The sequence below is a fragment of the Nonomuraea sp. NPDC052129 genome (assembly GCF_040680095.1).
GTDB lineage: Bacteria > Actinomycetota > Actinomycetes > Streptosporangiales > Streptosporangiaceae > Nonomuraea.
Genome location: NZ_JBFAVX010000020.1, coordinates 159651 through 182541, shown reverse-complemented (window position 1 = coordinate 182541; position 22891 = coordinate 159651). Strand labels below are relative to the sequence as shown.

Here is a 22891-nt window from a genome sequence, read left to right as displayed (position 1 = left end):
GATCACGAGATCACCGCCAGCACGATCAGCACGCCGGTCAGCGCGTAGAAGCCGTAGGACAGGTAGCGGTGGACGCTGCCGTCGGCCAGCCGCCGCGCCCGCGCACCGAGCCTGACGGCGGCGGCCAGCACCGGCTCGTACAGTCGCCGTTCGACCCGGTCGGGCACCCTGGCCCGGAACCGTACCCGCTGGACCAGGTAGGCCGACTCCTTGACGGCTGTCACGTCGATGGCGCTCTCCGGTTGCAGGGCGTCGACGAAGACCCGTTGCAGGGGTTCGGCGAAGGAGGTGGCGGTGTACTCCATGCGGGCCGAGACCGGTCCCGCGCCGCAGTCCCACAGGCGGGCCGTCCGTCGTGGGCGCCGGGCGGCCACCGTGCGCACCAGCGACAGCACCGCCGTCACGGCCCCGGCCAGCGCCAGCGCGATGAGGACCGGCGAGATCGAGCCGGTGATCGCGCTCAGCCGGAGCGTCACCTCCCCGGTGACCGGCCGGCCCGCCGGGATCACCCGCGTGACGGCCTCGGTGAGCGTGGGCAGGACCAGCGCGGGGTCGAGGGCGAGCAGCAGGCAGGCCGCCGCCGCCAGCGCCGTCCCGCAGATCGCCGTACGCGGGCTCTCCACCGCCCGTTCGGCGGCCGGACTGCGCGGCCGGGCCAGGAACCCGACGCCGAACGCCTTCACGAACGTGGCCACGGCCAGCCCCGCCGTCAGCGCAATGGCGCCCACGGCCAGCGGCATCGTGACCGCGCCCGCCACCCCCGAGGCGGGCAGCGCGTGGATGAGGCTCTGCAGCAGCAGCCATTCGCTGACGAAGCCGTTGCCGGGCGGCAGCGCCGACGCGCACAGGGCGCCGACGGCGAACAGGGCCGTGGTGTACGGCATGCGGGTGCGCAGGCCGCCGAGCGCGTCGAGATCCCTGGTGCCCGTCGCCCGATGGACCGAGCCGGCCGCCTGGAACAGCAGCGTCTTGAACGCGGCGTGGTTGACGACGTGCAGCAGGGCCGCGGTGAGGGCGAGGGCGGCCAGCGGGCCGGCGCCGTCGGCCGCGAAGAAGCCGGCCGCGCCGACGCCGATGAGCACCAGGCCCATGTTCTCGGTCGAGGAGTAACCGAGCAGCCGCTTCAGGTCGGTGGCCATGGCCGCGTGGAGCACTCCGTACAGCGCGGACAGGGCGCCGAGCGCCAGGACGATCCACCACCACCAGACGGGACCGCCACGCAGCAGGTCGAGGCCGACCCTGACCACGCCGTAGACGCCCATGTTGACCATGGCGCCGCTCATCAGCGGCGCCACGTGGCCGGGCGCGGCCGGGTAGGCCCTGGGCAGCCACACGTGCAGCGGCACGATCCCGGCCTTGGCCGCGAACCCGGCCAGAGTGGCCAGGAAGATCACGTCCTTGGCGATGGGCGACAGCTCGGCGGCGCGCAGTTGGTCGAAGCCGTCGCCCGTGGCTCCGGCCGCCAGATAGCAGAGCCCGCACATGATCGTCACCAGGCCGAGGTGGGTCATGACGGCGTACCAGAGCGCGGCCTTCCTGACCGACGGCCGGTCGCGGTGCTCGGCCGCCACGAGCAGGAGCGAGGTCATCGCCATCAGCTCCCAGCCGAACAGGAACGTGCTCACGCCGCCGGCCGCCGGCACCAGCAGCAGCGCGGCCACGAACAGCGGCATGACCACCCGCGTCGCCCTGGCCGCGCCGGAGCCGATGCCGTGGATCGCCGCGCACACCGTCACCGCGCCCGTGATGGCGGTGAACAGGCCGCCGAGCGGGTCGAGCGTCAGGCGCAGGCCACCCAGGGGCAGCAGGTCGGGCAGCCAGGCCGACCAGCCGTGGCCGAGCGTCGCCCGCACCCCCGCCACGGCCGCCACCACGCCGGCCAGCGCGGTGATCGCTTCCGCCGCGACGGTGATCGCGCGTGGGCGCGGCAGGGCGAGGAGGGCGGCGGCCAGGCAGAGGCCCAGGGCGCACGCGTAGAGGATCATCGCCCGGTCATCCCGCGCAGCGCCTCGATGATCGCCTCGGGCGGCGGCGGGCACCCGGTCACCTCGACGTCGACCGGCACCACGTCACCCACCGCGCCCACGACGCCGTACGCGCCCGCGAACACCCCGCAGTCACGCGCGCAGTCGCCCAGCGCGATCACCATGCGCGGCTCCGGCACGGCCTCGTAGGTGCGGCGCAGCGCCATCTCCATGTTGCGTGTGACCGGCCCGGTGACCAGCAACGCGTCGGCGTGCCGCGGCGAGGCGACCAGCCGGGCGCCGTAGCGCTCCGCGTCGTAGACCGGCCCGAACACCGAGGCGATCTCCACCTCGCAGCCGTTGCACGAGCCCGCGTCCACGTGGCGGATCTGCACCGATCCCGACAGCTCGGACGTTTCGCAATCTTTCCCGCGTTCCAGCGGTGGCTCGGCCATCCGCCCCGTCTTCCGGATTTTTCCCCACAGACCCACTGCGACCCCCCATCGCCCCGACCTGGGAGAACACCGTCCCGCGCCGGGCTGACCACTATGCCGGGCCCGTGGGCGGCTCGGAGTGCGCACCGCTAAAGATCTCCCTCGGGACGGTCTTTCGAGAGCCGCATCCCAGGTGGAGCCGGAGATAAGCGCGCGCATTACCTCTGGCGTAATCGCGGCGCCCACACCCCCGCTGACATGGTTCTCATGTCCGAACGAACCGCTCGAAGGGAGCGCCGAAATGACCGCCCTCACTGTGACCGACCGGGCCAGGTTCCTGCGCCTGGCGCTGGCCTCCGACGCCGTCGTCACCGGTGTCAACGGGCTCGTCTACCTTGCCGCCGCCGGTCCCGCGAGCGACCTGCTCGGCCCGGACGCGGGCCTGCTCAGGGCGATCGGCGTCTTCCTTCTCGCGTACGGCGTGGCGGTCGGCCTGCTGGCGAGCCGCCAGGCGATCAGCCCGGCGGCGACCAAGGCCGTGATCGCGCTCAACGCCGTCTGGACCCTGGCCAGCGTGGCCGCCGTGGTCACCGGGATGACGGAGTTCACCACGCCCGGCGCGGTGTGGGCGATCGGCCAAGCGCTCGTGGTCGGCGTCTTCGCCGAGCTGCAGATCATGGGCCTCCGCCGCCTCCGCTGACCCCCTCCTTCTCTCAATATCACCCGAAAGGTAGAAAAATCATGAGCAACGAACTCGTCGACCGCTACATCGCCGCCTGGAACGAGACCGACGCCGACGCCCGCGCCAAGGCCGTGGCCGAGGTCTGGACCGAGGACGCGACCTACACCGACCCGCTGGCCGAGGTCTCCGGGCACGCCGGGCTCGCCGCGCTGATCGAGGGCGCGCAGGGCATGTTCCCGGGCTTCGTGTTCAGCCCCGGTGAGGTGTACGACGCCCACCACGACATCGCCCGGTTCACCTGGCACCTGGGCCCGGCGGGTGAGGAGCCGGTGGTGGTCGGGTTCGACGTGGTGCAGCTGGCCGCGGACGGCCGGATCGCCAGGGTCCTGGGCTTCCTGGACAAGGTGCCCGCCGCCTGAACACGGCTTCGCTGGGCCCCTGGAGACACCACACTCCAGGGGCCCAGCCTTGTGCCGGGTAAACCGCTTGCCCGTGCCATGGGCCGCAAGATAAACCGTTTGCCCGCGCCGAGGGCCGCGACGCAGAATCAGATCTCGTGGCCGATCAACTGAAACGCCTGCTCCGCGGGCTGGCACCCGACCTGGGCCCGCTGCGGGACTCGCGTGACTATCGGCTGCTCATGGCATCCGGTGTCATCACGATGTTCGGCACGTTCATCACCATGGTCGCGGTGCCGTTCCAGATGAAGGAGCTCACCAGCTCCTACGTGGCGGTCGGTCTGGTGAGCCTGGCCGAGTTCGTGCCGATGGTGGTGTGCGGGCTGTGGGGCGGCGCCATCGCCGACGCGCTCGACCGGCGCACGGTCATCCTGCTCAGCGAGCTGGGGCTGATGGTGACCTCGGGGCTGCTCATGGTCAACTCGCTGCTCCCCCACCCGCAGGTCTGGGTGCTCTATGTGGTCGGCGCCCTGGCGATGGGCGTGGGCTGCCTGCAGCGGCCCAGCCTGGAGGCGCTGATCCCGCAGGTGGTCAGGCACGACCAGCTCGCCGCGGCTGCGGTGCTGGCCAACCTGCGCTGGAACCTCGGCGCGATCGTCGCCCCGGCGCTCGGTGGGCTGCTGGTGTCGGCGTTCGGCACGGCCGTCGCCTACGGCCTCGACACGGTGAGCTTCGTCCTGTCCCTGATACTGCTGTGGCGGATCAAGGCCGTGCCGCCCGCTGAGGACGCCGCGCCCGCGTCGCTGAGCTCGCTGGTGGAGGGCGTGCGCTACGCGGCCGGGCGGAGCGACCTGGTCGGCACCTACCTGGTCGACATCGCCGCCATGCTGTTCGCGATGTCGACGGCGCTCTTCCCGTTCCTGGCCGACCAGCTCGGCGCGCCTCAGGCGCTCGGACTGCTCTATTCGGCGGGTGCGGTGGGTTCTCTCGTGGCCTCGCTCACCGGCGGCTGGACGGCGCGCGTACACCGCCAGGGCATGGGCGTGATCATCGCCGCGACTCTCTGGGGCGCCGCGATGGCACTGGCGGCGGTGATCCCGAACGTCTGGGCGATCTTCCTCTGCCTCGCGCTGGCCGGGGCGGCCGACATGATCAGCGGCATCTTCCGCATGACGATGTGGAACCAGACGATCCCCAACGAGCTGCGGGGCAGACTGGCCGGCATCGAGCTGCTGTCCTACGCCAGTGGTCCGATGCTCGGCAACGCCCGGGCCGGGCTGATGGCGCAGTGGGGCGGCGCCCGGTTCTCCCTGGGCGCGGGCGGCGTGCTGTGCGTCGCGGCGGTGGCCGGGCTGGCGGCGGTGCTGCCGAAGTTCCGCGGGTACGACTCACGCACCGACGAGCACGCGCTGACCGAGAAGGCCCGCCGAGAGAGCCGCCTCACCGCATAGGCGCGGCTGACGGCCCAGAGCCGCGGCTGTGCCCAGCCCGCCTCACCGCCTGGAGCCGCGGCTGTGGCCGGCCCGCCTCACCACCTTGAGGCACGCTGTGGTCAGCCCGGCTCGCGCCAGCCGTCGTGGTCTTCCACGAGGGCGTCGACCTCCGGCAGGCCGCCCTCGTCGAGCCCTTCCAGGACGACCAGCCACTGCGCGTCCTCGGCGTCGTCCTCTCCGGCGAGCGTCTCCCGCACCACCTGGGGTGTCCCCAGGGCGGGGAACCGCTCGCCCAGCGCCTCGGCCACCTCTTCGGCGTCGTCGCGCTCGGCGAACACCAGCAGATACCTCATCTCCGGCCTTTCATGCGTGCCGCCCGGGCACGCCGGACTCATGCGCAGGGTCGCGTTCGCCGGGCTCATGCGCGAGTCCCGGCGCGCTCATGCGTGAGGTCCGGTACGGCGGACCGTACCGGACCTCGTGGCGACTGGACGGTCAGGCGCTGCGGAGCTGGGCGCCGACGCGGTCGGCGGCCATGGCCACGGCGGCGTCACGAGCCGCCGTCGTCTCCTCCACCGTCAGCGTGCGGTCGGCCGCGCGGAAGCGCAGGGTGTAGGCGAGCGACTTGTTGCCCTCCCCTACCTGCTCCCCCGCGTAGACATCGAACAGCCGGATCGACTCCAGCAGCTCGCCCGCCCCGTCACGCAGCGCCGCCTCCACGTCGGCGACCGGCGTGAAGTCGGGCACGATCAGCGCCACGTCCTGGGTCGCGACCGGGTAGGACGAGACGGCCGGCGCGTCGACCGGACCCGGCATGGCCGAGTCCAGCTTGGACAGCTCCAGCTCCATCGCCGAGGTGCGCGGCGGCAGTCCGTAGGCCTCGGCGACGCGCGGGTGCAGCTCGCCGGCGTGGCCGACGAGCGTGTCGCCGACGTAGAGGGCGGCGCACCTGCCGGGGTGCCACGGTTCGTGCTGGTCGGCGATGACCGACAGCTCGACTCCCGCCTCGGCCGCCACCAGCCGGGCCGCCTGTACGGCGTCGGCCCAGCACTCCTGGCGACCCTGGCCCCACCAGCCGGACCGCTCGAACTCGCCGGCCAGCACGACCGCGACCCGGTGCGGCTGGTCGGGCAGAGCGGAGGCGATCGAGGCCAGCTCGTCGTCGCTGGGCCTGCGCTCGACACCCAGCACCGGCGCGGTGTCCGGCGCTCCCTCGCGTGGCCGGTAGACCGGTCCCGACTCGAACAGCGCCACGTCGGAGAAGCCCCGCCCGGCGTTGCGTACCAGGGTCTTGAGCAGCCCCGGCAGCAGCGTCGTACGCAGCAGCGGCTCGTCCTCGGCCAGCGGGTTGGCCAGCCGCAGGGCGCGGCGGCGCGCGTCGTCGGCGGGCAACTGCAGCGCGTCGAAGTCGCCCTCGCTGATGAACGGGTAGGCGAGCACCTCGACGTAACCGGCGGCGGCCAGAGTCCGGCCGACCCGCCTGCGCAGCCGCTGTCCCTCGGTCAGCCCGGCTCCGGCCGGAGCCTTGGGCAGCACGGAGGGCAGGCGCTCGTAGCCTTCGAGGCGGATGACCTCTTCGGCCAGGTCGTTGGGGTCGGTGAGGTCCGGCCGCCAGGACGGCGGGGTGACCGTGAGCATGTCGTCGCCGGTGACGGCCAGCTTGGCCGCCAGCTCGCCGCCGGTCACGACCCCGGTCGGGTCGACTCCGCCCCTGCGCACGGCCGGGTCGTCGCCGTCGGTCACGACGCAGCCGACCTGCTCCAGGCGGCGTACGACGGTCTCCTTGGAGTAGGGCACGCCGGCCACGTCGCCCGGATGGCTCGCCGGAATGGCGATGCGCGCCGGCTCGACGTCGACCTCGGCGTGCGTCAGACCCGGCCGTACGGTGGCGCCACCCAGCTCGGCCAGCAGGCTCACCGCCCGCCACGAGGCGACCAGCGGCAGCTCGCGGTCGACGCCGCGCTCGAACCGCTTGGACGCCTCGGACACGAGGTTGTGCCTGCGCGACTCCCGGGAGATGCCGGTCGCCGAGAAGTGCGCGGCCTCGATGACGATGTCGGTCGACTCGCCGGAGATCTCGGTCTCCAGTCCGCCCATCGTGCCCGCCATCGAGATCGGGCCCGACTGGTCGGTGATCAGGATGTCGTCGGGGTCGAGCTCGCGGGTGACGTGGTCGAGCGTTTCGAGCCGCTCGCCCTGCCCGGCCCGGCGTACGACGATCTCGCCGGTGAGCTTGGCCCGGTCGAAGGCGTGCAGCGGCTGGCCGAGCTCCAGCATCAGGTAGTTGGTGATGTCGACGGCCAGCGACACCGGCCGCATGCCGGCCCGCGTCAGGCGTACGCGCATCCAGAGCGGGCTCTGGGCGGCCGGGTCGAAGCCGGTGACCTCGCGCAGCACGAACCTGTCGCAGGCGGTCGGGTCGCCGATCGAGGCGGGCCACGCCTGCTCGTCGGCGGTGGGCAGCTCGACGTCGGCGGGGTCGTGGAAGGGCACCTCGAAGGCGGTCGCGGCCTCGCGCGCCACGCCCCTGACCGACAGGGCGTAGCCGATGTCGGGGGTGATCTCCAGCTCGATCACGTCGTCGCGGAGCCCGAGCAGCTCGACCACGTCGGCGCCGATCGGGGTGCCGGCGGGCAGGACCATGATGCCGCCGTGGTCCTCGCCGAGACCGAGCTCGCGCTCGGAGCAGATCATGCCCTCGGACAGCCGCCCGTAGGTCTTGCGCGCGCCGACCTCGAAGCCACCGGGCAGCACGCCGCCCGGCAGCACGACCGGCACGCGGTCACCGACGGCGAAGTTGGTGGCGCCGCAGACGATCTCGCGCGGCATCGCCTCGCCGACCTCGACCTTGCAGTGCCTGATCGGCTTCTTGAAACCGGTCAGCTCCTCGATCTCAAGCACCTCGCCGACCACGACGTTCTTCACGTCGTGGCCGTGGGAGGTGATCGACTCGAGCTTGAGCCCGGCCGCGGTGAGCTTGTCGGCCACCTCTTGTGCGGTGACCGCCGGGAGATCGGCGTGCTCCCGCAGCCAGGAGAGCGGGACCTTCATCAGATCTCCAATCCGAACGGAAGCGTGAAGCGCACGTCTCCCTCGACCATGTCGCGCATGTCCTCAGCGTTGTGGCGGAACATCAGCGTGCGTTCGATGCCCATGCCGAACGCGAAACCCGAGTATGTCGACGGGTCGACGCCGCAGGCGATCAGTACGCGCGGGTTGACCATGCCGCAGCCGCCCCACTCGATCCAGCCCTCGGACTTGCAGGTGCGGCACGGCGGGTTGCCGGGGATCGCCGAGGCGCCGCGGCAGACGAAGCACTTGAGGTCCATCTCGGCCGACGGCTCGGTGAACGGGAAGTAGTTGGGCCGGAACCTGGTGGTGATGCCCTCGCCGAACATGACCTCGGCGAACCGGTCGAGCGTGCCCTTGAGGTGGGCCATCGTCAGCCCCTCGTCGATCGCCAGGCCCTCGACCTGGTGGAAGACGGGAGTGTGGGTGGCGTCGAGCTCGTCGGTGCGGAACACCTTGCCCGGCGAGATGACGTAGCACGGCGCGCCCCGCTGCAGCAGCGCGCGGATCTGCACCGGCGAGGTCTGGGTGCGTAGGACCATGCCCGACTCGGTGGACTCCACAAAGAAGGTGTCGTGGTCGGAGCGCGCCGGGTGATCCTTGGCGATGTTGAGGGCGTCGAAGTTGAACCACTCACCTTCGAGCTCGGGGCCCTCGGCCACCTCGTAGCCCATCGCGACGAAGGTGTCGGCGATGCGCTCCTGCATGGTGGTCAGCGGGTGGCGGGCGCCGCGCGGCTGCCGGTCCCACGGCAGGGTGACGTCGACGGCCTCCTCGACGAGCACCCGGGCGTCGCGCTCGGCCTCCAGCTCGGCCTGCCGGGCGGCGAGCGCCTCGTTGATCGCCTTGCGGGCGCCGCCGACGCGCTTGCCGGCCTCGGCGCGGGCCGCGGGCGGCAGAGCGCCGATCTCGCGGTTGGCCAGCGCGATGGGCGAGCGGTCGCCCGCGTGGGCCAGCCGCGCCTGCTTGAGTGCGTCGAGGTCGCCGGCCGTCTTGATCGCCGCCAGGGCGTCGGCCTCCATGCGGGACACCTCGTCGGCATGCAACGGTGTCACCTCGACGGGGTCGTAGTCAGACAAGAGTGAGCTCCGTATCCAGGGCTTGAGCGTGACAGAGTCTAGTGGGATCCGCCCACCGGGCCCGACTCCCGCCGCTTCCCGCTATCGGGCCGCGCGGACCGCACCGTGGCTAACTACACCGTGGCGAAGTCGGGTGTGCCGGTGGGCACGGTAAATCGGAACTCCGCCCCACCCTCGGGCGCGCGCTGCACGGTGATCGTGCCGCCGTGCGCCTCGACCAGGCCCTTCACGATGAACAGGCCGAGCCCGGTGCCGCCGCGCCGGCGGCTGTTGCCGCGCCAGAACTGCCGGAAGACGCGCGGAGCCAGCTCGGGCGCGATGCCCTCGCCCTCGTCGCGCACCGACACGCCAACTCCCCATCCGACGGACTCGATGTCTATGGTGACGGTGCCGCGTCCGTGGCGCACCGCGTTTTCCATCAGGTTACCGAGGATCTGGTCGACTTTGTCCTGGTCCAGCCACATTTCGGGGAGGTGGTCGCCGACGACGAGGCGGAAGCGGTCCTCGGCCTCCCCCGCCGCGACGCGGCCCGCGATGATGCGCCGCGCTCTGGCGGGCACGTCGACGACCTGGCGGTGCAGCTCCAGCCGGCCCGACTCGATGCGGGAGACGTCGAGCAGCTCCGTGATCAGCCTGGTCACGCGGTCGGCGTCGTTGTTGACGGTCTCGAGCATGACGCGCTTCTGCTCGTCGGTGAAGCGGGTCCACTTGGCCAGCAAGGTCGCGGTGAAGCCCTTGACGCTGGTCAGCGGCGAGCGCAGCTCGTGGGCGACCGTGGAGACCAGGTCGGCGCGGCTGCGCTCCAGCCGGGCGCGGGCACCGCCGTCACGCAGGGTGATCGTCACCCGGTCGACGTCGCCGCACCGCTCGGGCTCGCGCGACAGCCTGGCCGCGACGTAGAGCTCCTGCCCGCCGGGCAGGTGGATGGGGCGCTCGGGCACCCTGCTGCGGGTGCGCAGACCGCCCTCGGGGTCGAGAGCCTTCCACCACTCGCGGCCGTCATGGTCGCGGAAGGGGAAGACCTCGTTCATGTCCCTGCCGACCGCCCGCTCGACGGTGACGCCCGTGAGCCGCGCGGCGGCTCGGTTGACGGCCAGCACGCAACCGAATCTGTCGGTCACGATGAGGCCGTCTGGAAGATCGTCGATGGCTATCGTGCACGCGGAGGCGACCACTCGACCATCGGTGTCTGCGCCGTGCACGAACTCGCCTCCTCCGCCTACAAGGCCGACAATAGCGGGTTTCCAGCCGCCTAGGGCACTCGCTGAGCCCTGGCGGAGGAGTAAAGGCATACCGCGGCCGCGGTGGCCAGGTTGAGGCTTTCGGCCTGTCCGTAGATGGGCACTCTGACCACATCGTCGGCTTCGGCGAGAACCTCCTCGGGCAGACCCCATGCCTCGTTTCCGAAGATCCACGCGGTGGGGCCCGACAGGTCGACGTCGTCGAGCGTGTGCTTGCCCGCGCCGTCGGCCGCCAGCACGCGAAGTCCGCGCTCTCTGAGTTGACGCACGGCGGCGGCCACCGGTGTACCGATGGTGACGGGCAGGTGGAACAGGCTGCCCGCGCTGGCGCGTACACACTTGCCGTTGTAGGGGTCGACGGAGGCGTCGGTGAAGATCACGGAGTCGGCTCCCGCGGCGTCGGCGGCGCGCATGACGGTGCCCGCGTTGCCGGGGTCGCGCACGTGCGCGAGGACCGCGACCAGGCGCGGGTCGCCGGAAAGGGCGTCGTCGAGCGGCACGTGCACCAGCCGGCAGACGGCCAGCAGCCCCTGCGGGGTGACGGTCTGGGAGAGCTCGGCCAGGACCTCGCCGCTGGCCCGGTGGATCGGGATGCCCTTGAGCGTCGCGTCGGTGATCAGCTCGGGGTGACGGAGCTCGGCTTCGGCGGTGGCGAACAGCTCCAGCGTCACCCCTTCGAGCTTGAGCGCCTCGCGTACGGCCTGGGGCCCCTCGGCCAGGAACTTGCGGTCCTGCTCCCTGAAGGCGCGCTTGGCGAGCCGTCTGGCGGCCTTCACGCGCGGCGACTTCACGTTGGTCAGCTCGGATCCGGCCATGCTCTCCCCTGATGATCTGTACGGCCGGTCGCACCGGCCGCGTGCCCGCGCGTGGCGCCCGCGCGTACAGCAATCGTGGCGCCTGTACACACAGCAAAGGGCCCACCATCAGGTGGGCCCTCGGCTAGAGCCTCGCCGGGCTCCTCTGTCAAGCGCCTCAGCTCGCGGCCGGGGCGTTCACGTTCGCCGGCAGCGCCTTCTTGGCGGCCTCGACGAGCGTGGCGAAGGTCTGGCTGTCGTTCACCGCGAGATCGGCGAGGATCTTACGGTCGACCTCGATGTTGGCCAGCCGCAGACCCTGGATCAGGCGGTTGTACGTCATGCCGTTCTGGCGGGCAGCGGCGTTGATCCGCTGGATCCACAGACGACGGAACGCACCCTTACGGTCCTTACGGTCCCGATAGGCGTACGTCATCGAGTGGAGCATCTGCTCCTTGGCCTTGCGGTACAGACGTGACCGCTGGCCACGGTAACCGGAAGCCCGCTCGAGGACGACCTTGCGCTTCTTCTTGGCGTTGAGCGCCCGCTTCACGCGTGCCATGTTCTATCTCCCCGGGGGTCGCGCTACTTGGCGAGCAGCTTCTTGATTTTCTTGGAGTCAGCGTCGGACAGGACGACTTCGTTCTTGAGACGGCGCGTCAGCGTGGACGACTTCCACTCGTTGTAGTGCGCGCGATTGGCCCGGCGGCGCACGACCTTGCCGGTGCCGGTGAGCCGGAACCGCTTCTTCGCACCGCTGTGCGTCTTCATCTTCGGCATTCGCCGTCTCTCCTCAATTCGTCCGTGCCGGTGGCCGGGCCGGTGCTGGCCGACCCGGTCGCGGCGTCTTCGTCTGGCGGGGTGGCTGTCGGGGTGTGCTGTTAAGGCTAACCCCAACCGCGGGTCACGCTTCCTGTATGGGAGCTTCCTGCTCGGAAGTCTCCAGCTCGGAAGGCTCCTCGCCGCCACGCTGTGCCTTGGCTGCGGCCTTTTCGGCCTTCGCCTCAGCCTTCTTCTTGTGCGGACCGATCACCATGATCATGTTACGACCGTCCTGCTTCGCGTGGGACTCGACGAATCCCAGCTCCTGGACGTCGTCCGCGAGCCGCTGCAGCAGTCGGAAGCCGAGCTCCGGCCGGGACTGCTCGCGACCACGGAACATGATCGTGACTTTGACCTTGTCCCCCGCCTTGAGGAACCGCACCACGTGACCCTTCTTGGTCTCGTAGTCGTGCGGGTCGATCTTCGGCCGGAGCTTGATCTCCTTGATGATCGTGTGCGCCTGATTCTTGCGCGCCTCGCGCGCCTTCATCGCGGACTCGTACTTGAATTTGCCGTAGTCCATGAGCTTGCACACGGGCGGTCGAGCCGTGGCCGCGACCTCGACGAGGTCTAGGTCGGCCTCCTGAGCGAGCTTGAGGGCATCGTGAATGGAGACGATGCCTACCTGCTCGCCGTTCGGGCCCACGAGGCGAACCTCGGGAACTCGGATACGCTCGTTGATGCGGGGCTCAGTGCTGATGGGGCCTCCTAGGTTTGCGTTCCCGTACGTGCTCGGTGCCGAGGAACTCCGCGCAAACGCGAAAAGCCCCGCACGTCGCGCATGCGGGGCCACTGAGCTCTTTGGCATCGTGGCCGTAAGCTCCCCGGAGTAAGTCCGGCGTGATCCTGGACCCGGCCACCTCTCGGCGACTCAGGTGGGAGGGAGACCTCCGCTTGCGCGTCCAGCAAGGCATGCCGGACCGATCAGTGAGCTACATTACCACAACAACGAGACTTCTTCGAATCATCCCCGCTGGCCAGGGGTCTGAGCGGTAAATTCTGTCCAGAAAATTAGCCAGAAGGAGGGCATGCGACCGATCTCGAAGAGAGCAAATGGCAGCAGCAGGAGGCCGAACAGCGCTTCAGCGAGACCGTCCGCAGGGCCCATGACGAGGGACCGCAGATCGTCACCAGGCACGGGCAGGACGTGGCGGCCATCCTGGACATGGAGGAATACCGCCAGTTCAAGGAATTCCTGCTCTCGGGGCCCGATCTGAGCGCACTCGACCTCACTCGCGACAGGAGCAGCATGATGCGAGATGTCGACCTTGAGGGCATCGAGTGAGCTACGTTCTCGACACCACCTGGTTGATCCTGGCCGTTCGGTTGATCAACCCGTACGACTGGCCGACCGTCTGAGGATCTCCGCCTCGCCGGCCGCGCGCATCGCCTTCACCGGCACATCCGTCCGGCCGGTCATCAGCTCCACCTGCCGCACCGCCTGGTGCAGCAGCATCCCGAACCCGCCGACCACGGTGCCGCCCCCAGCCTGGACCGCCGCCGCCGCGCTGGTCGGCCAGGGCGAGTAGACCACGTCGAAGAGCGCGGGAACCCGCGCCAGCCGCGCCGCGAAGGCGTCGGCCGCCCCGCTCGGCAGCGTGGACACCACCAGATCCACCCGCGTCGAAACGTCGAGCTTGTCGAACGTCTCGATCGCCAGCGCCATCCCGAGCCGCTCGGCCACCCCGGCCGTGTCCCCCGCCCTGGCGGGATCGCGTACCAGCAGGGTCGCGGAGTGCAGCCCCAGGTTGCGCAGCGCCGCCAGCGTCGAAGCGGCGGTGGCGCCCCCGCCCAGCACGGTCGCCGACCTCGGTACCGGCACCCCCGCCTCGGCCAGCGCCCGCTCGATGCCGTAGACGTCGGTGTTGTCCCCATGGCTCGCGCCGTCGCGGAACACCACGGTATTGGCCCCGCCCACCTCGACGGCCAGGTCGGAGACGCTGTCGAGCAGCGGCAGCACGGCCCGCTTGAGCGGCATGGTCAGCGACAACCCCGCCCAGGCCCCCTCGTCCCCCGGCACCTCACCGCGGCGCGGCTTGAGCTCCCGCAGCAGCCCGGGCAGCCGGGCCTCGTCACACTCGCGGACCTCGTAGCTCCACCCGTCGAGCCCCATCGCCTGATAGGCCGCCCGATGCAGGTAGGGCGACAGCGAATGCGCGATCGGCGACCCCAGCACCCCTGCCCGCACGCGGTTCTCCTCTCCATGCCTTACTGCCTGCTGATTTTGCGCGGCCTGTCTTCTGTGCAGCCGCTTTTGTACAGCATCCCTGTCTGCGGGTACGGCATGCCCGGCCGACCCCAGTCGCCGTACAGGGCTCAGGGCCTCCAGCTGAGCCCGCACATGGCCGAGCGCGGTTACGAGACGGTGAGACCGGTGGCGTGGCCTGCTTCCGCCGCTCACCCGACGGCGTCAGCCACCGTTTCGGCGGTATTCGTTGAGCAATACCTGGAATTCCGCGTCCGTGACGGCGAACTTGGTGATGTGGCTCTTGGGGTCGGTGGCGACGAAGTAGAGCCAGGGACCCTTGGCCGGGTTGAGAGCCGCCTCGATCGCGGCGTCGCCCGGGTTGGAGATGGGGCCGGGCGGGAGACCCAAGTATTTGTAGGTGTTGTACTTGGAGGTGCTCTGCAGCTGCGCGTGCGTCGCGGACGTGCCCTTCTTGTTCGTCGCGTACATCACCGTGCTGTCCATCTTCAGCTGCATCTCCGGCTCATGGTCGAGCCGGTTGTAGATGACGCGGGCGATCTTCGGCATGTCCTCGTGCCGGCCGGCCTCGGCCTGGATGATGCTGGCGATCGTGATGATCTCGGCCGGCGTGCGCCGCAGGGCCTTTGCGCCGCCCACGAGGTCGGCCTTCTCCGCCGCCTGGTTGAACCGCTCGACCATCTGCGACAGCATGTCGGCCGGCGTGGACTTCGGCTGGAACTCGTACGTGGCGGGGAAGGCGTAGCCCTCCAGCCTGCCCTTCGCGTAGGACGGCAGCTCCATCTCGCTGGTGTCCTTGGCGGCGGCGACGAAGTCCTTCAGCGGCTTGTCGGTCTTGTCGGCGAGCCGGGCGAGGACGTCGGAAAGGCGCAGCCCCTCCTCGAACGGGATCCTGACGATCAGCTTGTTGGCCGAGCCGAGCATCGTCACCGCGTTGGCGGCGGACATCCCCTTGCGCAGGGTGTATTGGCCCGGCTGGAGCGCGCCGCTCTTGTTGGCGTTGGCGATCGCGTTGGTGAACGCCCTGGCGCTGGCGACGACCCCCTGCCGCTCCAGCTCCACCGCCACGTCGGAGGCGGTCTGGCCGTCCTTGATCTCGATGGTCACGTCGCCCTTGCCCTGGCCGGTGAAGTCGTCGGGCACCAGAGCGCCGCTGATCCACTGGTAGCCGAAGTAGCCGCCGCCACCAAGGATGCCCGCCAGGACGATGAAGGCCAGGAGGGGCGCGATGAAGCCGCCACGGTTACGGCGCCTGCGACGCCTGCGGCTGCCGCCTTTACCGTTGGCTCGGCCGCGGCGCCGGGAGGAGCCTTCGTCGTCCTCGGCGCCGAGCAGGAAATCCATGTCGAGATCGTTCATAGGTGCGCAGGCCAATCTCCCGGTACGTACGGCCCGGCGTCAAGTGGCACTGCCGAACCGTTGGGGGTCACCGAGCGGGGGGTTCGCCGACCGTGCACCCACGACCGGCGAATATCACTCTGGGTAGCCATGCTAGAGGACAAGAAGAGCGCGCGGGCCCTCTCTCGGGGGCTCCGCTCGGGGATTTCGAAGATCTCTCGCGGGAAGAGGGGGGTCCCGGCAAGCATCATTTCGTCCCGAGGTTTCGGTGCAACTCTTCCCGGTATCTCACGAACTCGCTCTCTTTGTCGGTGAATTTGGTGATTCTATGCGCCGGATCCGTCGTCACAAACCAGCGCCAATCACCGCTCGCCGGATGCAAGGCCGCGATCAGCGCCTTCTCTCCGGGATTGGCGATGGGCCCCGGAGGCAGTCCGATGTGCCGGTAGGTGTTGTACGGCGATTGGACCTTGGTGTCGCTCTCGGTGACCTTCAGGGTCCGCTTGCCCAGGGCGTACAGGACGGTGCTGTCGATCTGGAGCCGCATGTCGCGCTTGAGCCTGTTGTAGATCACTCTGGCGATCTTGGGATAGTCCTCGTCCCTGCCGCCCTCGGCCTGGATCATGCTGGCCACCGTGACGGCCTCCAGCGGGCTCAGATGCACGTGCGGGGCCTTCTTCACCAGCTCCACCTGCTTCGCCGCCGCGCCGAACCGCTCCACCATCGCGGTCAGCAGGTCAACGGCCTTGTCCCCGGGCTCGACCTCGTACGTGGCCGGAAACAGGAACCCTTCGAGGCCCTTGGCGTATTTGGGCAGCCCGACCAGAGCCGCGTCGACCGCCTGCAACTCTTTAAGAGCCAGCCCGGACTGAGCGGCCAGCCGGACGAGCGTCTCGGACGCCCGCATGCCCTCGGGCACGGTGACCCGCCTGACCATCCTGGAGGCGGGCGCGAGCAGCAGGTCGAGCGCGGCGCCCGCGGCCATGCCCTTGCGCAGCCGATAGTGCCCCGGCCGCAGGCGTCCCGCCACGGCGCGGTCCTCGGCCGCGTTCACGAACGACCGCGCGCTGGCCACCACCCCGGCCTCGGCCAGCACCGCGCCGACGTCACCCGCGTTGGCACCGGGCGGGATCCGCACGGTCACGGGGCCGCCACCGGTGCCCTCGAAGTCGTCGGGGGTCAGGTACGGCTTGAGCGCCACGTACACGCCTACGCCGAGCGCGGCGATCGACGCGGACACCACCACGCCCAGCAGCGCCACCGTACGCACGGCCGACCGCTTCTCCCGCCGCCGAACCCCACGAACGTCCCCACCGCCGACTCCAGCTCTGCCCTGGGTACGGCCCCCAGTTCCAGCTCCGGCCTCGGCTCCGCCCATGGCTTCGGTTCCGGCTCCGCCTCCGGTCCCGGCCCCGGTTCCGGCCTCGGACACGCCACCGCCACTGACCCGGGCCGCCCCAGGTGCGAGGCCACCGACGCCCGGCGATTCGCCCGGATCCGCGCCGGAGACGCCACCGTCGGAGGTGCGGCCGTCCGAAGGCGCGCCGCTGTGGGACATGCCACCATCCGAAAGCCGCCCGCCATAGGAAGGCGCGCCACCCTCGGATGGAGCACCACCGGCGAGCCTCCCGTCGTCGGGCAAGCCGCCGTCGAACGGCGCACCACCCTCCGATGACGCACCACGAGGAAGCCGCCCGCCGTCCGCCGGGGCGATCGCGCCCAGGTCGTCCGCGCGACACTCTCGTCCGTCCGCTGCGTACTCCTCCGTCACCGGCACGTCCGGAGCCTCTGACGCGTCCGGTCCCAAGGGACCGTCGGAGTCCGAAGACACACCGGTTCCCGAGGACACGTCGGCGCTAGAGGACATATCGGTGTCTGAGGGCGTCGCGGAGTCCGAAAGCGTTTTGGCATCCGAAGGCACCTCGACGTCCGAAGACGGTGCTGTGTCCGAGGACGGGAAGAAGGGTTCCGGGACGAACGGGATCAGGTCGTCATCCTCGTCCGGAGGTGACCCGCTCATGCGGCCATCCCCGCCCGTTCCCCGCCGCCCCCGGTAAGACGCCCGGTCATGAGGCGGGTCCGCCGTCCACCCCGGAGGGCGGATCGACGGGCCTGCCGGGTGGTCTGTCCGTGGCTCTCTCGACGTCGAGCGCGTCCTGCAGCAGCACGACCGCCGCCGCCTGGTCCACGACCGCGCGCTGCTTCTTGGCCCGCACGCCGCTGGCCCGTAGTCCTTGCTGCGCCGCGACCGTGGTCAGCCGTTCGTCGAAGAGGCGGACGGGCGTGGGCGCAAGTCGCCGGGCCAGCGCTGTGGCGAATTCGCGGGCCAGCGCGGCGGCCTGCCCTTCGCGGCCCGACAGCGAGGTGGGCAGCCCGACCACGACTTCGATCGCCGAGTGTTCGTCGGCGATCGCGGCGATGCGGTCGAGGTCGCCCTGGCCTCGCCTGACGGTCTCCACCGGAGTGGCCAGCAGGCCCGAGGGGTCACTGCGGGCCACGCCGATGCGTACGGACCCGACGTCCACGCCGATCCGTGAACCGAACCGCATGTCAGCCGAGCTGCTCCGCGATGGCCTGCTCGACCAGTCGCAGCGCGTCGCCGACCGCCTCCGGTCGTGTGCCGCCGCCTTGCGCGACATCGTCCTTGCCGCCACCGCCACCCCCAAGCGCCTTGGCGGCGACGCCGACCAGTCGCCCGGCCTTGAGCTGGCGCTCACGTCCCGCCTCGTTGACCGCGGCAACGACCACGGGCCGGTCGGAGGGGACACCCGCGATCACGATGACCGCCGGTCGGTCGGCCGGGAATCTGCCACGCACATCAAGCGCGAGCTTACGCAGGTCATCGGCCCCGGTGCCGTCAGGCGCGCGGTGCGTCACCACGAAGACTCCGTCCAGGTCACGGGCCTGCGCAGCCAGCTCGCCCGCCACCTGGAGCACCTGCGCGGACCGGAGCCGCTCCAGCTCCTTCTCGGCGGTGCGCAGGCGGGTGACGATGCCCTCGACGCGCTCGGGCAGCTCCTCGCGGCGCGCCTTGAGCTGCTCGGTGAGCTGGGCGACCAGCACGCTCTCGCGCGCCAGGAAGCGGAAGGCGTCGATGCCGACGAGCGCCTCGACGCGGCGCACACCAGCGCCGACCGACTGCTCGCCGAGCACCTTGACCAGGCCGAGCTGGCCGGAGCTGTGCACGTGGGTGCCGCCGCAGAGCTCGCGCGAGTAGTCGCCGATCTCCACGACGCGGACCTCGTCGCCGTACTTCTCGCCGAACATCGCCAGCGCGCCCATCGCCCTGGCCTCCGTCTGGGAGGTGTAGAAGGCGTTGACCTTGAGGTCGTTGACGAGGACCGCGTTGACCTCGTCCTCGACGTCGCGCAGCACGCTCGGCGGCACCGCGCCCGCCGCGGTGAAGTCGAAGCGGAAGCGGCCGGGCGAGTTTTCCGAGCCGGCCTGCGCCGCCGTCTCGCCCAGCGCGTTCTTGAAGCCGCGGTGGACGAGGTGGGTGGCGCTGTGGCTGCGCGAGATCGCGCGGCGCCGCTCGATGTCGATCTCCGCCTGGGCCTCGTCGCCGACCTTGAGCTCGCCCTTGCGGATCCGGCCGCGGTGCACGACGAGGCCCGCGAGCGGCGTCTGCACGTCGCGGATCTCCACCTCGGCGCCGCCGGTGCGGATCACGCCCTGGTCGGCGAGCTGACCGCCGCCTTCGGCGTAGAAGGGGGTGCGGGAGAGCACGACCTCCACGTCGGTGCCCGCGCCCGCCGCGGGAACCGCGCCGCCGTCGACCAGGATGCCGACGATGCTGGTGTCGGCCTCGGTCTGGTCGTAGCCGAGGAACTCGACCCGGCCCGCCTTCTCCAGCAGCTGCCCGAAGACGGAGATGTCGGCGTTGCCGGTCTTCTTCGCCGCCGCGTCGGCCTTGGCGCGGTCGCGCTGCTCCTTCATCAGGCGGCGGAAGCCCTCTTCGTCGACCTGGAGCCCGTGCTCGGACGCCATTTCGAGCGTGAGGTCGATCGGGAAGCCGTAGGTGTCGTGCAGCTGGAACGCCTGCTCGCCGGAGAGCATCGAGCCGGACTTGCGCTTGGTCTCCTCCACCGTGACGTCGAACATGGCGGTGCCGGTGCGCAGCGTGCCGAGGAAGGACGCCTCCTCGGCGTCGATGACCCCGTGGATCTGCGGCGCGTCCGCCTTCAGCTGCGGGTATTGCTCGCCCATGACCTCGATCGCGACCTCGGTCAGCGCGTGCATGTAGCGCTCGTCGCCGGAGCCGAGCAGGCGCAGGTTGCGGACCGAGCGGCGCAGGATGCGGCGCAGCACGTAGCCGCGGCCCTCGTTGCCGGGCATGACGCCGTCGGCGACCAGCATGGTGCCGGTGCGGACGTGGTCGGCGATCACTCGCAGGCTGACGTCGGAGCGGTGGTCGCGGCCGTAGCGGGTCTTGGTGAGCTCGGCGGCCTTGTCGAGGATCTTGTAGGTGGTGTCGATCTCGTAAATGTTGTCGACGCCCTGCAGGATCGCCGCCATGCGCTCCAGGCCCATGCCGGTGTCGATGTTCTTGGCGGGCAGCTCGCCGATGATGTCGAAGTCGACCTTGCTGCGGACCTCGCCCAGCTGGTCCTGCATGAAGACGAGGTTCCAGACTTCGAGGTAGCGGTTCTCGTCGGCGATGGGGCCGCCCTCGCGGCCGTATTCGGCGCCGCGGTCGTAGTAGATCTCCGAGCACGGTCCGCCAGGGCCCGGCACGCCCATGTGCCAGTAGTTGTCTTCGAGGCCGCGGCGCTGGATGCGCTCGAGGGGCAGCCCGACCTTGTTGTGCCAGATGTCGAGCGCCTCGTCGTCGTCGAGGTAGACGGTCGCCCACAGGCGGTCGGGCGGGAAGCCGAAGCCGCCCTCGGACTCCGGCTTGGTCAGCAGCTCCCAGGCGAACGGGATCACTTCGGCCTTGAAGTAGTCGCCGATGGAGAAGTTGCCCAGCATCTGGAAGAACGTCGCGTGCCGGGTGGTCTTGCCGACCTCGTCGATGTCGGGGGTGCGCACGCATTTCTGCGCGGTGGCCAGCCGGTCCGCCGGAGGCTTGCGCTGCCCCAGGAAGTACGGCTTGAAGGGCACCATACCCGCGTTGACCAGGAGAAGCGTCGGGTCCTCAGCGATCAGGCTGGCCGAGGGCACTACCTTGTGCCCACGCTCCTCGAAGAAGCGCAGGAAGCGGCGCGCGATCTCTGCCGACTCCATGGTGGCCATCCTTTGCGTTAGTCGTTGCTTTCAGGGTTGTCGAGTCCGAAACGGGCCCGCAACTCGATTTCGCGCTCCGCGGCCTCGCCGAGCGCGTCAGAAGTAAAGTCTCTCACCCGTCCGAGCATGCTCGCGGCGCCGCCGACGGTCCTGCGGGCCACGTGGTTGGGGTGGAGCGCCTGCAGCCTGCGCATCACCCAGAGGGTCAGCAGCGCGCCGAGCGACAGGTAGAACAGCCGTCTGATCATCGCCGTCGGCCCGCCTTGCGCGGCCTGCGGACCTCGATGGCCCTGCGCACACCGTAGCCGATGGAGGAGACCTTGATCAGCGGTCCGGTGAAGACGGTCTGGGTGACGGCGCTGAGCTTGGCGGCGTGGGAGCTCACCTGCTTGACGTCCTTGGCGATGGCCTCGACGGCCACCAGCTGCCGGTTGGTCTCGTTGACCGTCAGGCTCATGTCATCGAGCAGCGGCGCCATGCGGGCGCTCAGGTCGGCCACCGCTCTGCTGGTCGCGGTGATCAGCCGGGTGAGCTTGACCAGCACCATGACGAGCACGCAGACCAAGACGATCCAGCCCGTGGCGGCGATCAGCCCGGCGACCTCTCCAGCGGTAAGCATCCGCTCATCTCCCTCGTACGCTGGGCCGGAACGGCAAGAACCCTATCGCGTTCGACGGCCCAGATTACTGGCGACGCCCGGCTCCATCAGGCCGCCACGTCGGAGGCCCCCGTTTCCCCGCTCGAACGGACCGGCCCGCGAGCGGCACCGACCCCGAGGCCGACCAGCCGAACCCCGGACGGCCAGAAGTCCGTCAAGAGCCTGCCAGGAACCTGTCAGCGGCTTGCCCAGAGCCAGGCCAGGAGACCGTCAACGGCCCGCCCAGGAGCTCACCCAGCGGCCGTCAAGAGCCCCGCAGGAAGTCACGTATCCGAGCCCACCGCTCGGCCAGCACGCCCTCCCCACCATGCTTGGTGGGCTCGTAGTAGCGCTTGTCGCGCACCTGCTCGGGCGCGTAGTCCTGGCGGACCAGCCCGTGATCGAAGTCGTGCGGGTACTTGTAGCCGTCGCCGTGGCCCAGCTTGGCGGCACCCGGATAGTGGGCGTCGCGCAGGTGGCCGGGCACCTGGCCGATCAGACCGCGGCGTACGTCGCCGATCGCCGCTCCGATGGCCTTCACGACGGCATTGGACTTGGGCGCCAGCGCGCAGTGCAGGACCGCGTGGGCAAGGTTGATCTGGCCCTCCGGCAGGCCGATGAGCTGCACGGCCTGGGCCGCGGCGACCGCGGTCTGCAGGCAGGTCGGGTCGGCCAGGCCGACGTCCTCCGAGGCGAAGATGACGATGCGGCGGGCGATGAAGCGCGGGTCCTCGCCCGCCTCGATCATGCGGGCCAGGTAGTGGAGCGCGGCGTCGGCGTCGGAGCCGCGCATCGACTTGATGAAGGCGCTGATGACGTCGTAGTGCTGGTCGCCCTGCCGGTCGTAGCGTACGGCCGCCTTGTCGACGGCCTTCTCCACGACCTCGACCGTGATGTCGTCGGACAGCAGCGCGGCGGCTTCGAGGTAGGTCAGGGAGCGGCGGGCGTCGCCGCCGGCCAGGCGTACGAGATGGTCGACGGCCTCGGGGGCGACGGTGGCGCGGCCGCCGAGGCCGCGTTCGTCGGCCACCGCCCGCTCCAGGACCGCGCGGATGTCGTCGTCGGTCAAGGACTCGAGCGTGAGCAGCAACGAGCGCGACAGCAGGGGGGAGATGACCGAGAAGAAGGGGTTTTCGGTGGTGGCGCCGATGAAGGTGACCCAGCGGTTCTCAACGGCGGGCAGTAGGGCGTCCTGCTGGGCCTTGTTGAAGCGGTGGACCTCGTCGACGAAGAGCACGGTCTGCCGGCCGCTCATGCCCAGCTCGCGCTTGGCGACGTCGATGGCGGCGCGTACGTCCTTGACCCCGGCCGAGACGGCGGAGACCTCGACGAAGCGCCGCTTGGTGACGTTGGAGACGACGTAGGCGAGCGTCGTCTTGCCGGTGCCGGGCGGCCCCCAGAGGAAGAGCGACATCGGCGCCTCGCTCTCGACGAGCCTGCGCAGCGGGGTGCCCGCGCCGAGCAGGTGACGCTGACCGATCACCTCGTCGAGCGTGCGCGGCCGCATCCGGACCGCGAGGGGCTGCGGCGTGGCCTCCTCAGCCGCCGAATCGAACAGACTCTCCACAACG

The 22891-nt window shown here is 70.4% G+C and carries 21 protein-coding genes and 1 pseudogene; 4 read left to right on the top strand and 18 right to left on the bottom strand.

Features of this window, described 5'->3' with window-relative positions:
* Nucleotides 1–2: 2 nt before the first annotated feature.
* A complete protein-coding gene (locus tag AB0L53_RS35845; RefSeq protein WP_364003690.1) occupies nucleotides 3–1985 on the bottom strand; it encodes a proton-conducting transporter membrane subunit in 1983 nt (660 codons plus the stop codon).
* Nucleotides 1982–2419: an NADH-quinone oxidoreductase subunit NuoB gene (nuoB, locus tag AB0L53_RS35840; RefSeq protein ID WP_364003687.1), complete on the bottom strand. Its 438-nt coding sequence runs from the start codon at nucleotides 2417–2419 to the stop codon at nucleotides 1982–1984. The genes AB0L53_RS35845 and nuoB overlap by 4 nt, the downstream gene beginning before the upstream one ends.
* A gap of 280 nt (nucleotides 2420–2699) precedes the next feature.
* Between nuoB and AB0L53_RS35835 the strand changes: the two genes are divergently transcribed.
* From AB0L53_RS35835 to AB0L53_RS35825, 3 genes are all read left to right on the top strand, one after another.
* A complete protein-coding gene (locus tag AB0L53_RS35835) occupies nucleotides 2700–3098 on the top strand; it encodes a hypothetical protein (protein WP_364003684.1) in 399 nt (132 codons plus the stop codon).
* 41 nt (nucleotides 3099–3139) lie between these two features.
* The gene (locus tag AB0L53_RS35830) at nucleotides 3140–3499 is read left to right on the top strand and encodes a nuclear transport factor 2 family protein (RefSeq protein ID WP_358187146.1); all 360 of its coding nucleotides are present in this window, start codon (nucleotides 3140–3142) and stop codon (nucleotides 3497–3499) included.
* 137 nt (nucleotides 3500–3636) lie between these two features.
* The gene (locus tag AB0L53_RS35825) at nucleotides 3637–4929 is read left to right on the top strand and encodes an MFS transporter (RefSeq protein ID WP_364003680.1); all 1293 of its coding nucleotides are present in this window, start codon (nucleotides 3637–3639) and stop codon (nucleotides 4927–4929) included.
* 101 nt (nucleotides 4930–5030) lie between these two features.
* Here AB0L53_RS35825 and AB0L53_RS35820 read toward each other — a convergent pair whose 3' ends face one another.
* The 8 genes from AB0L53_RS35820 to infC form a co-directional block, all read right to left on the bottom strand.
* Nucleotides 5031–5333 carry a hypothetical protein gene (locus tag AB0L53_RS35820; protein WP_364003677.1) on the bottom strand — a complete coding sequence of 101 codons (303 nt, stop codon included), beginning with the start codon at nucleotides 5331–5333 and terminating at the stop codon, nucleotides 5031–5033.
* A gap of 73 nt (nucleotides 5334–5406) precedes the next feature.
* The gene (locus tag AB0L53_RS35815) at nucleotides 5407–7962 is read right to left on the bottom strand and encodes a phenylalanine--tRNA ligase subunit beta (protein ID WP_364003674.1); all 2556 of its coding nucleotides are present in this window, start codon (nucleotides 7960–7962) and stop codon (nucleotides 5407–5409) included.
* Nucleotides 7962–9002, bottom strand: a complete 1041-nt coding sequence (gene pheS / locus AB0L53_RS35810; protein WP_364003751.1) for a phenylalanine--tRNA ligase subunit alpha — start codon at nucleotides 9000–9002, stop codon at nucleotides 7962–7964. Before pheS ends, AB0L53_RS35815 begins: the two co-directional genes overlap by 1 nt.
* A gap of 170 nt (nucleotides 9003–9172) precedes the next feature.
* The gene (locus tag AB0L53_RS35805) at nucleotides 9173–10261 is read right to left on the bottom strand and encodes a PAS domain-containing sensor histidine kinase (protein WP_364003671.1); all 1089 of its coding nucleotides are present in this window, start codon (nucleotides 10259–10261) and stop codon (nucleotides 9173–9175) included.
* Between the two features lie 50 nt (nucleotides 10262–10311).
* Nucleotides 10312–11115: an RNA methyltransferase gene (locus AB0L53_RS35800; protein WP_364003668.1), complete on the bottom strand. Its 804-nt coding sequence runs from the start codon at nucleotides 11113–11115 to the stop codon at nucleotides 10312–10314.
* Nucleotides 11116–11272: 157 nt separating this feature from the next.
* A complete protein-coding gene (rplT, locus tag AB0L53_RS35795) occupies nucleotides 11273–11656 on the bottom strand; it encodes a 50S ribosomal protein L20 (protein ID WP_219538506.1) in 384 nt (127 codons plus the stop codon).
* A 23-nt stretch (nucleotides 11657–11679) separates the two neighbouring features.
* On the bottom strand, nucleotides 11680–11874 hold the full coding sequence (gene rpmI, locus AB0L53_RS35790) for a 50S ribosomal protein L35 (protein ID WP_225298242.1): 195 nt from the start codon (nucleotides 11872–11874) through the stop codon (nucleotides 11680–11682).
* 124 nt (nucleotides 11875–11998) lie between these two features.
* Nucleotides 11999–12616, bottom strand: coding sequence for a translation initiation factor IF-3 (gene infC, locus AB0L53_RS35785; protein WP_357955860.1), 618 nt, complete (start codon nucleotides 12614–12616; stop codon nucleotides 11999–12001).
* 363 nt (nucleotides 12617–12979) lie between these two features.
* Here infC and AB0L53_RS35780 point away from each other — a divergent pair.
* Nucleotides 12980–13201 (top strand): annotated as a pseudogene (locus AB0L53_RS35780) (type II toxin-antitoxin system prevent-host-death family antitoxin); the annotation flags it as partial.
* A 45-nt stretch (nucleotides 13202–13246) separates the two neighbouring features.
* Here the strand turns inward: AB0L53_RS35780 and AB0L53_RS35775 are convergent.
* The 8 genes from AB0L53_RS35775 to AB0L53_RS35740 form a co-directional block, all read right to left on the bottom strand.
* The gene (locus AB0L53_RS35775) at nucleotides 13247–14104 is read right to left on the bottom strand and encodes a shikimate dehydrogenase (RefSeq protein ID WP_364003663.1); all 858 of its coding nucleotides are present in this window, start codon (nucleotides 14102–14104) and stop codon (nucleotides 13247–13249) included.
* 222 nt (nucleotides 14105–14326) lie between these two features.
* Nucleotides 14327–15481, bottom strand: a complete 1155-nt coding sequence (gene mltG, locus AB0L53_RS35770; protein WP_364003660.1) for an endolytic transglycosylase MltG — start codon at nucleotides 15479–15481, stop codon at nucleotides 14327–14329.
* 226 nt (nucleotides 15482–15707) lie between these two features.
* Nucleotides 15708–17018 (bottom strand): endolytic transglycosylase MltG, encoded by a 1311-nt coding sequence (mltG, locus tag AB0L53_RS35765; RefSeq protein WP_364003657.1) that lies wholly within the window; start codon nucleotides 17016–17018, stop codon nucleotides 15708–15710.
* A 508-nt stretch (nucleotides 17019–17526) separates the two neighbouring features.
* A complete protein-coding gene (ruvX, locus tag AB0L53_RS35760; protein ID WP_364003654.1) occupies nucleotides 17527–18009 on the bottom strand; it encodes a Holliday junction resolvase RuvX in 483 nt (160 codons plus the stop codon).
* Nucleotide 18010: 1 nt separating this feature from the next.
* Nucleotides 18011–20683 carry an alanine--tRNA ligase gene (gene alaS, locus AB0L53_RS35755; RefSeq protein WP_364003651.1) on the bottom strand — a complete coding sequence of 891 codons (2673 nt, stop codon included), beginning with the start codon at nucleotides 20681–20683 and terminating at the stop codon, nucleotides 18011–18013.
* A gap of 17 nt (nucleotides 20684–20700) precedes the next feature.
* On the bottom strand, nucleotides 20701–20931 hold the full coding sequence (locus AB0L53_RS35750) for a hypothetical protein (RefSeq protein WP_225298225.1): 231 nt from the start codon (nucleotides 20929–20931) through the stop codon (nucleotides 20701–20703).
* Nucleotides 20928–21302 carry a DUF948 domain-containing protein gene (locus AB0L53_RS35745; RefSeq protein ID WP_364003648.1) on the bottom strand — a complete coding sequence of 125 codons (375 nt, stop codon included), beginning with the start codon at nucleotides 21300–21302 and terminating at the stop codon, nucleotides 20928–20930. The genes AB0L53_RS35750 and AB0L53_RS35745 overlap by 4 nt, the downstream gene beginning before the upstream one ends.
* Before the next feature lie 283 nt (nucleotides 21303–21585).
* The gene (locus AB0L53_RS35740; protein WP_364003645.1) at nucleotides 21586–22887 is read right to left on the bottom strand and encodes a replication-associated recombination protein A; all 1302 of its coding nucleotides are present in this window, start codon (nucleotides 22885–22887) and stop codon (nucleotides 21586–21588) included.
* Nucleotides 22888–22891: the final 4 nt, after the last annotated feature.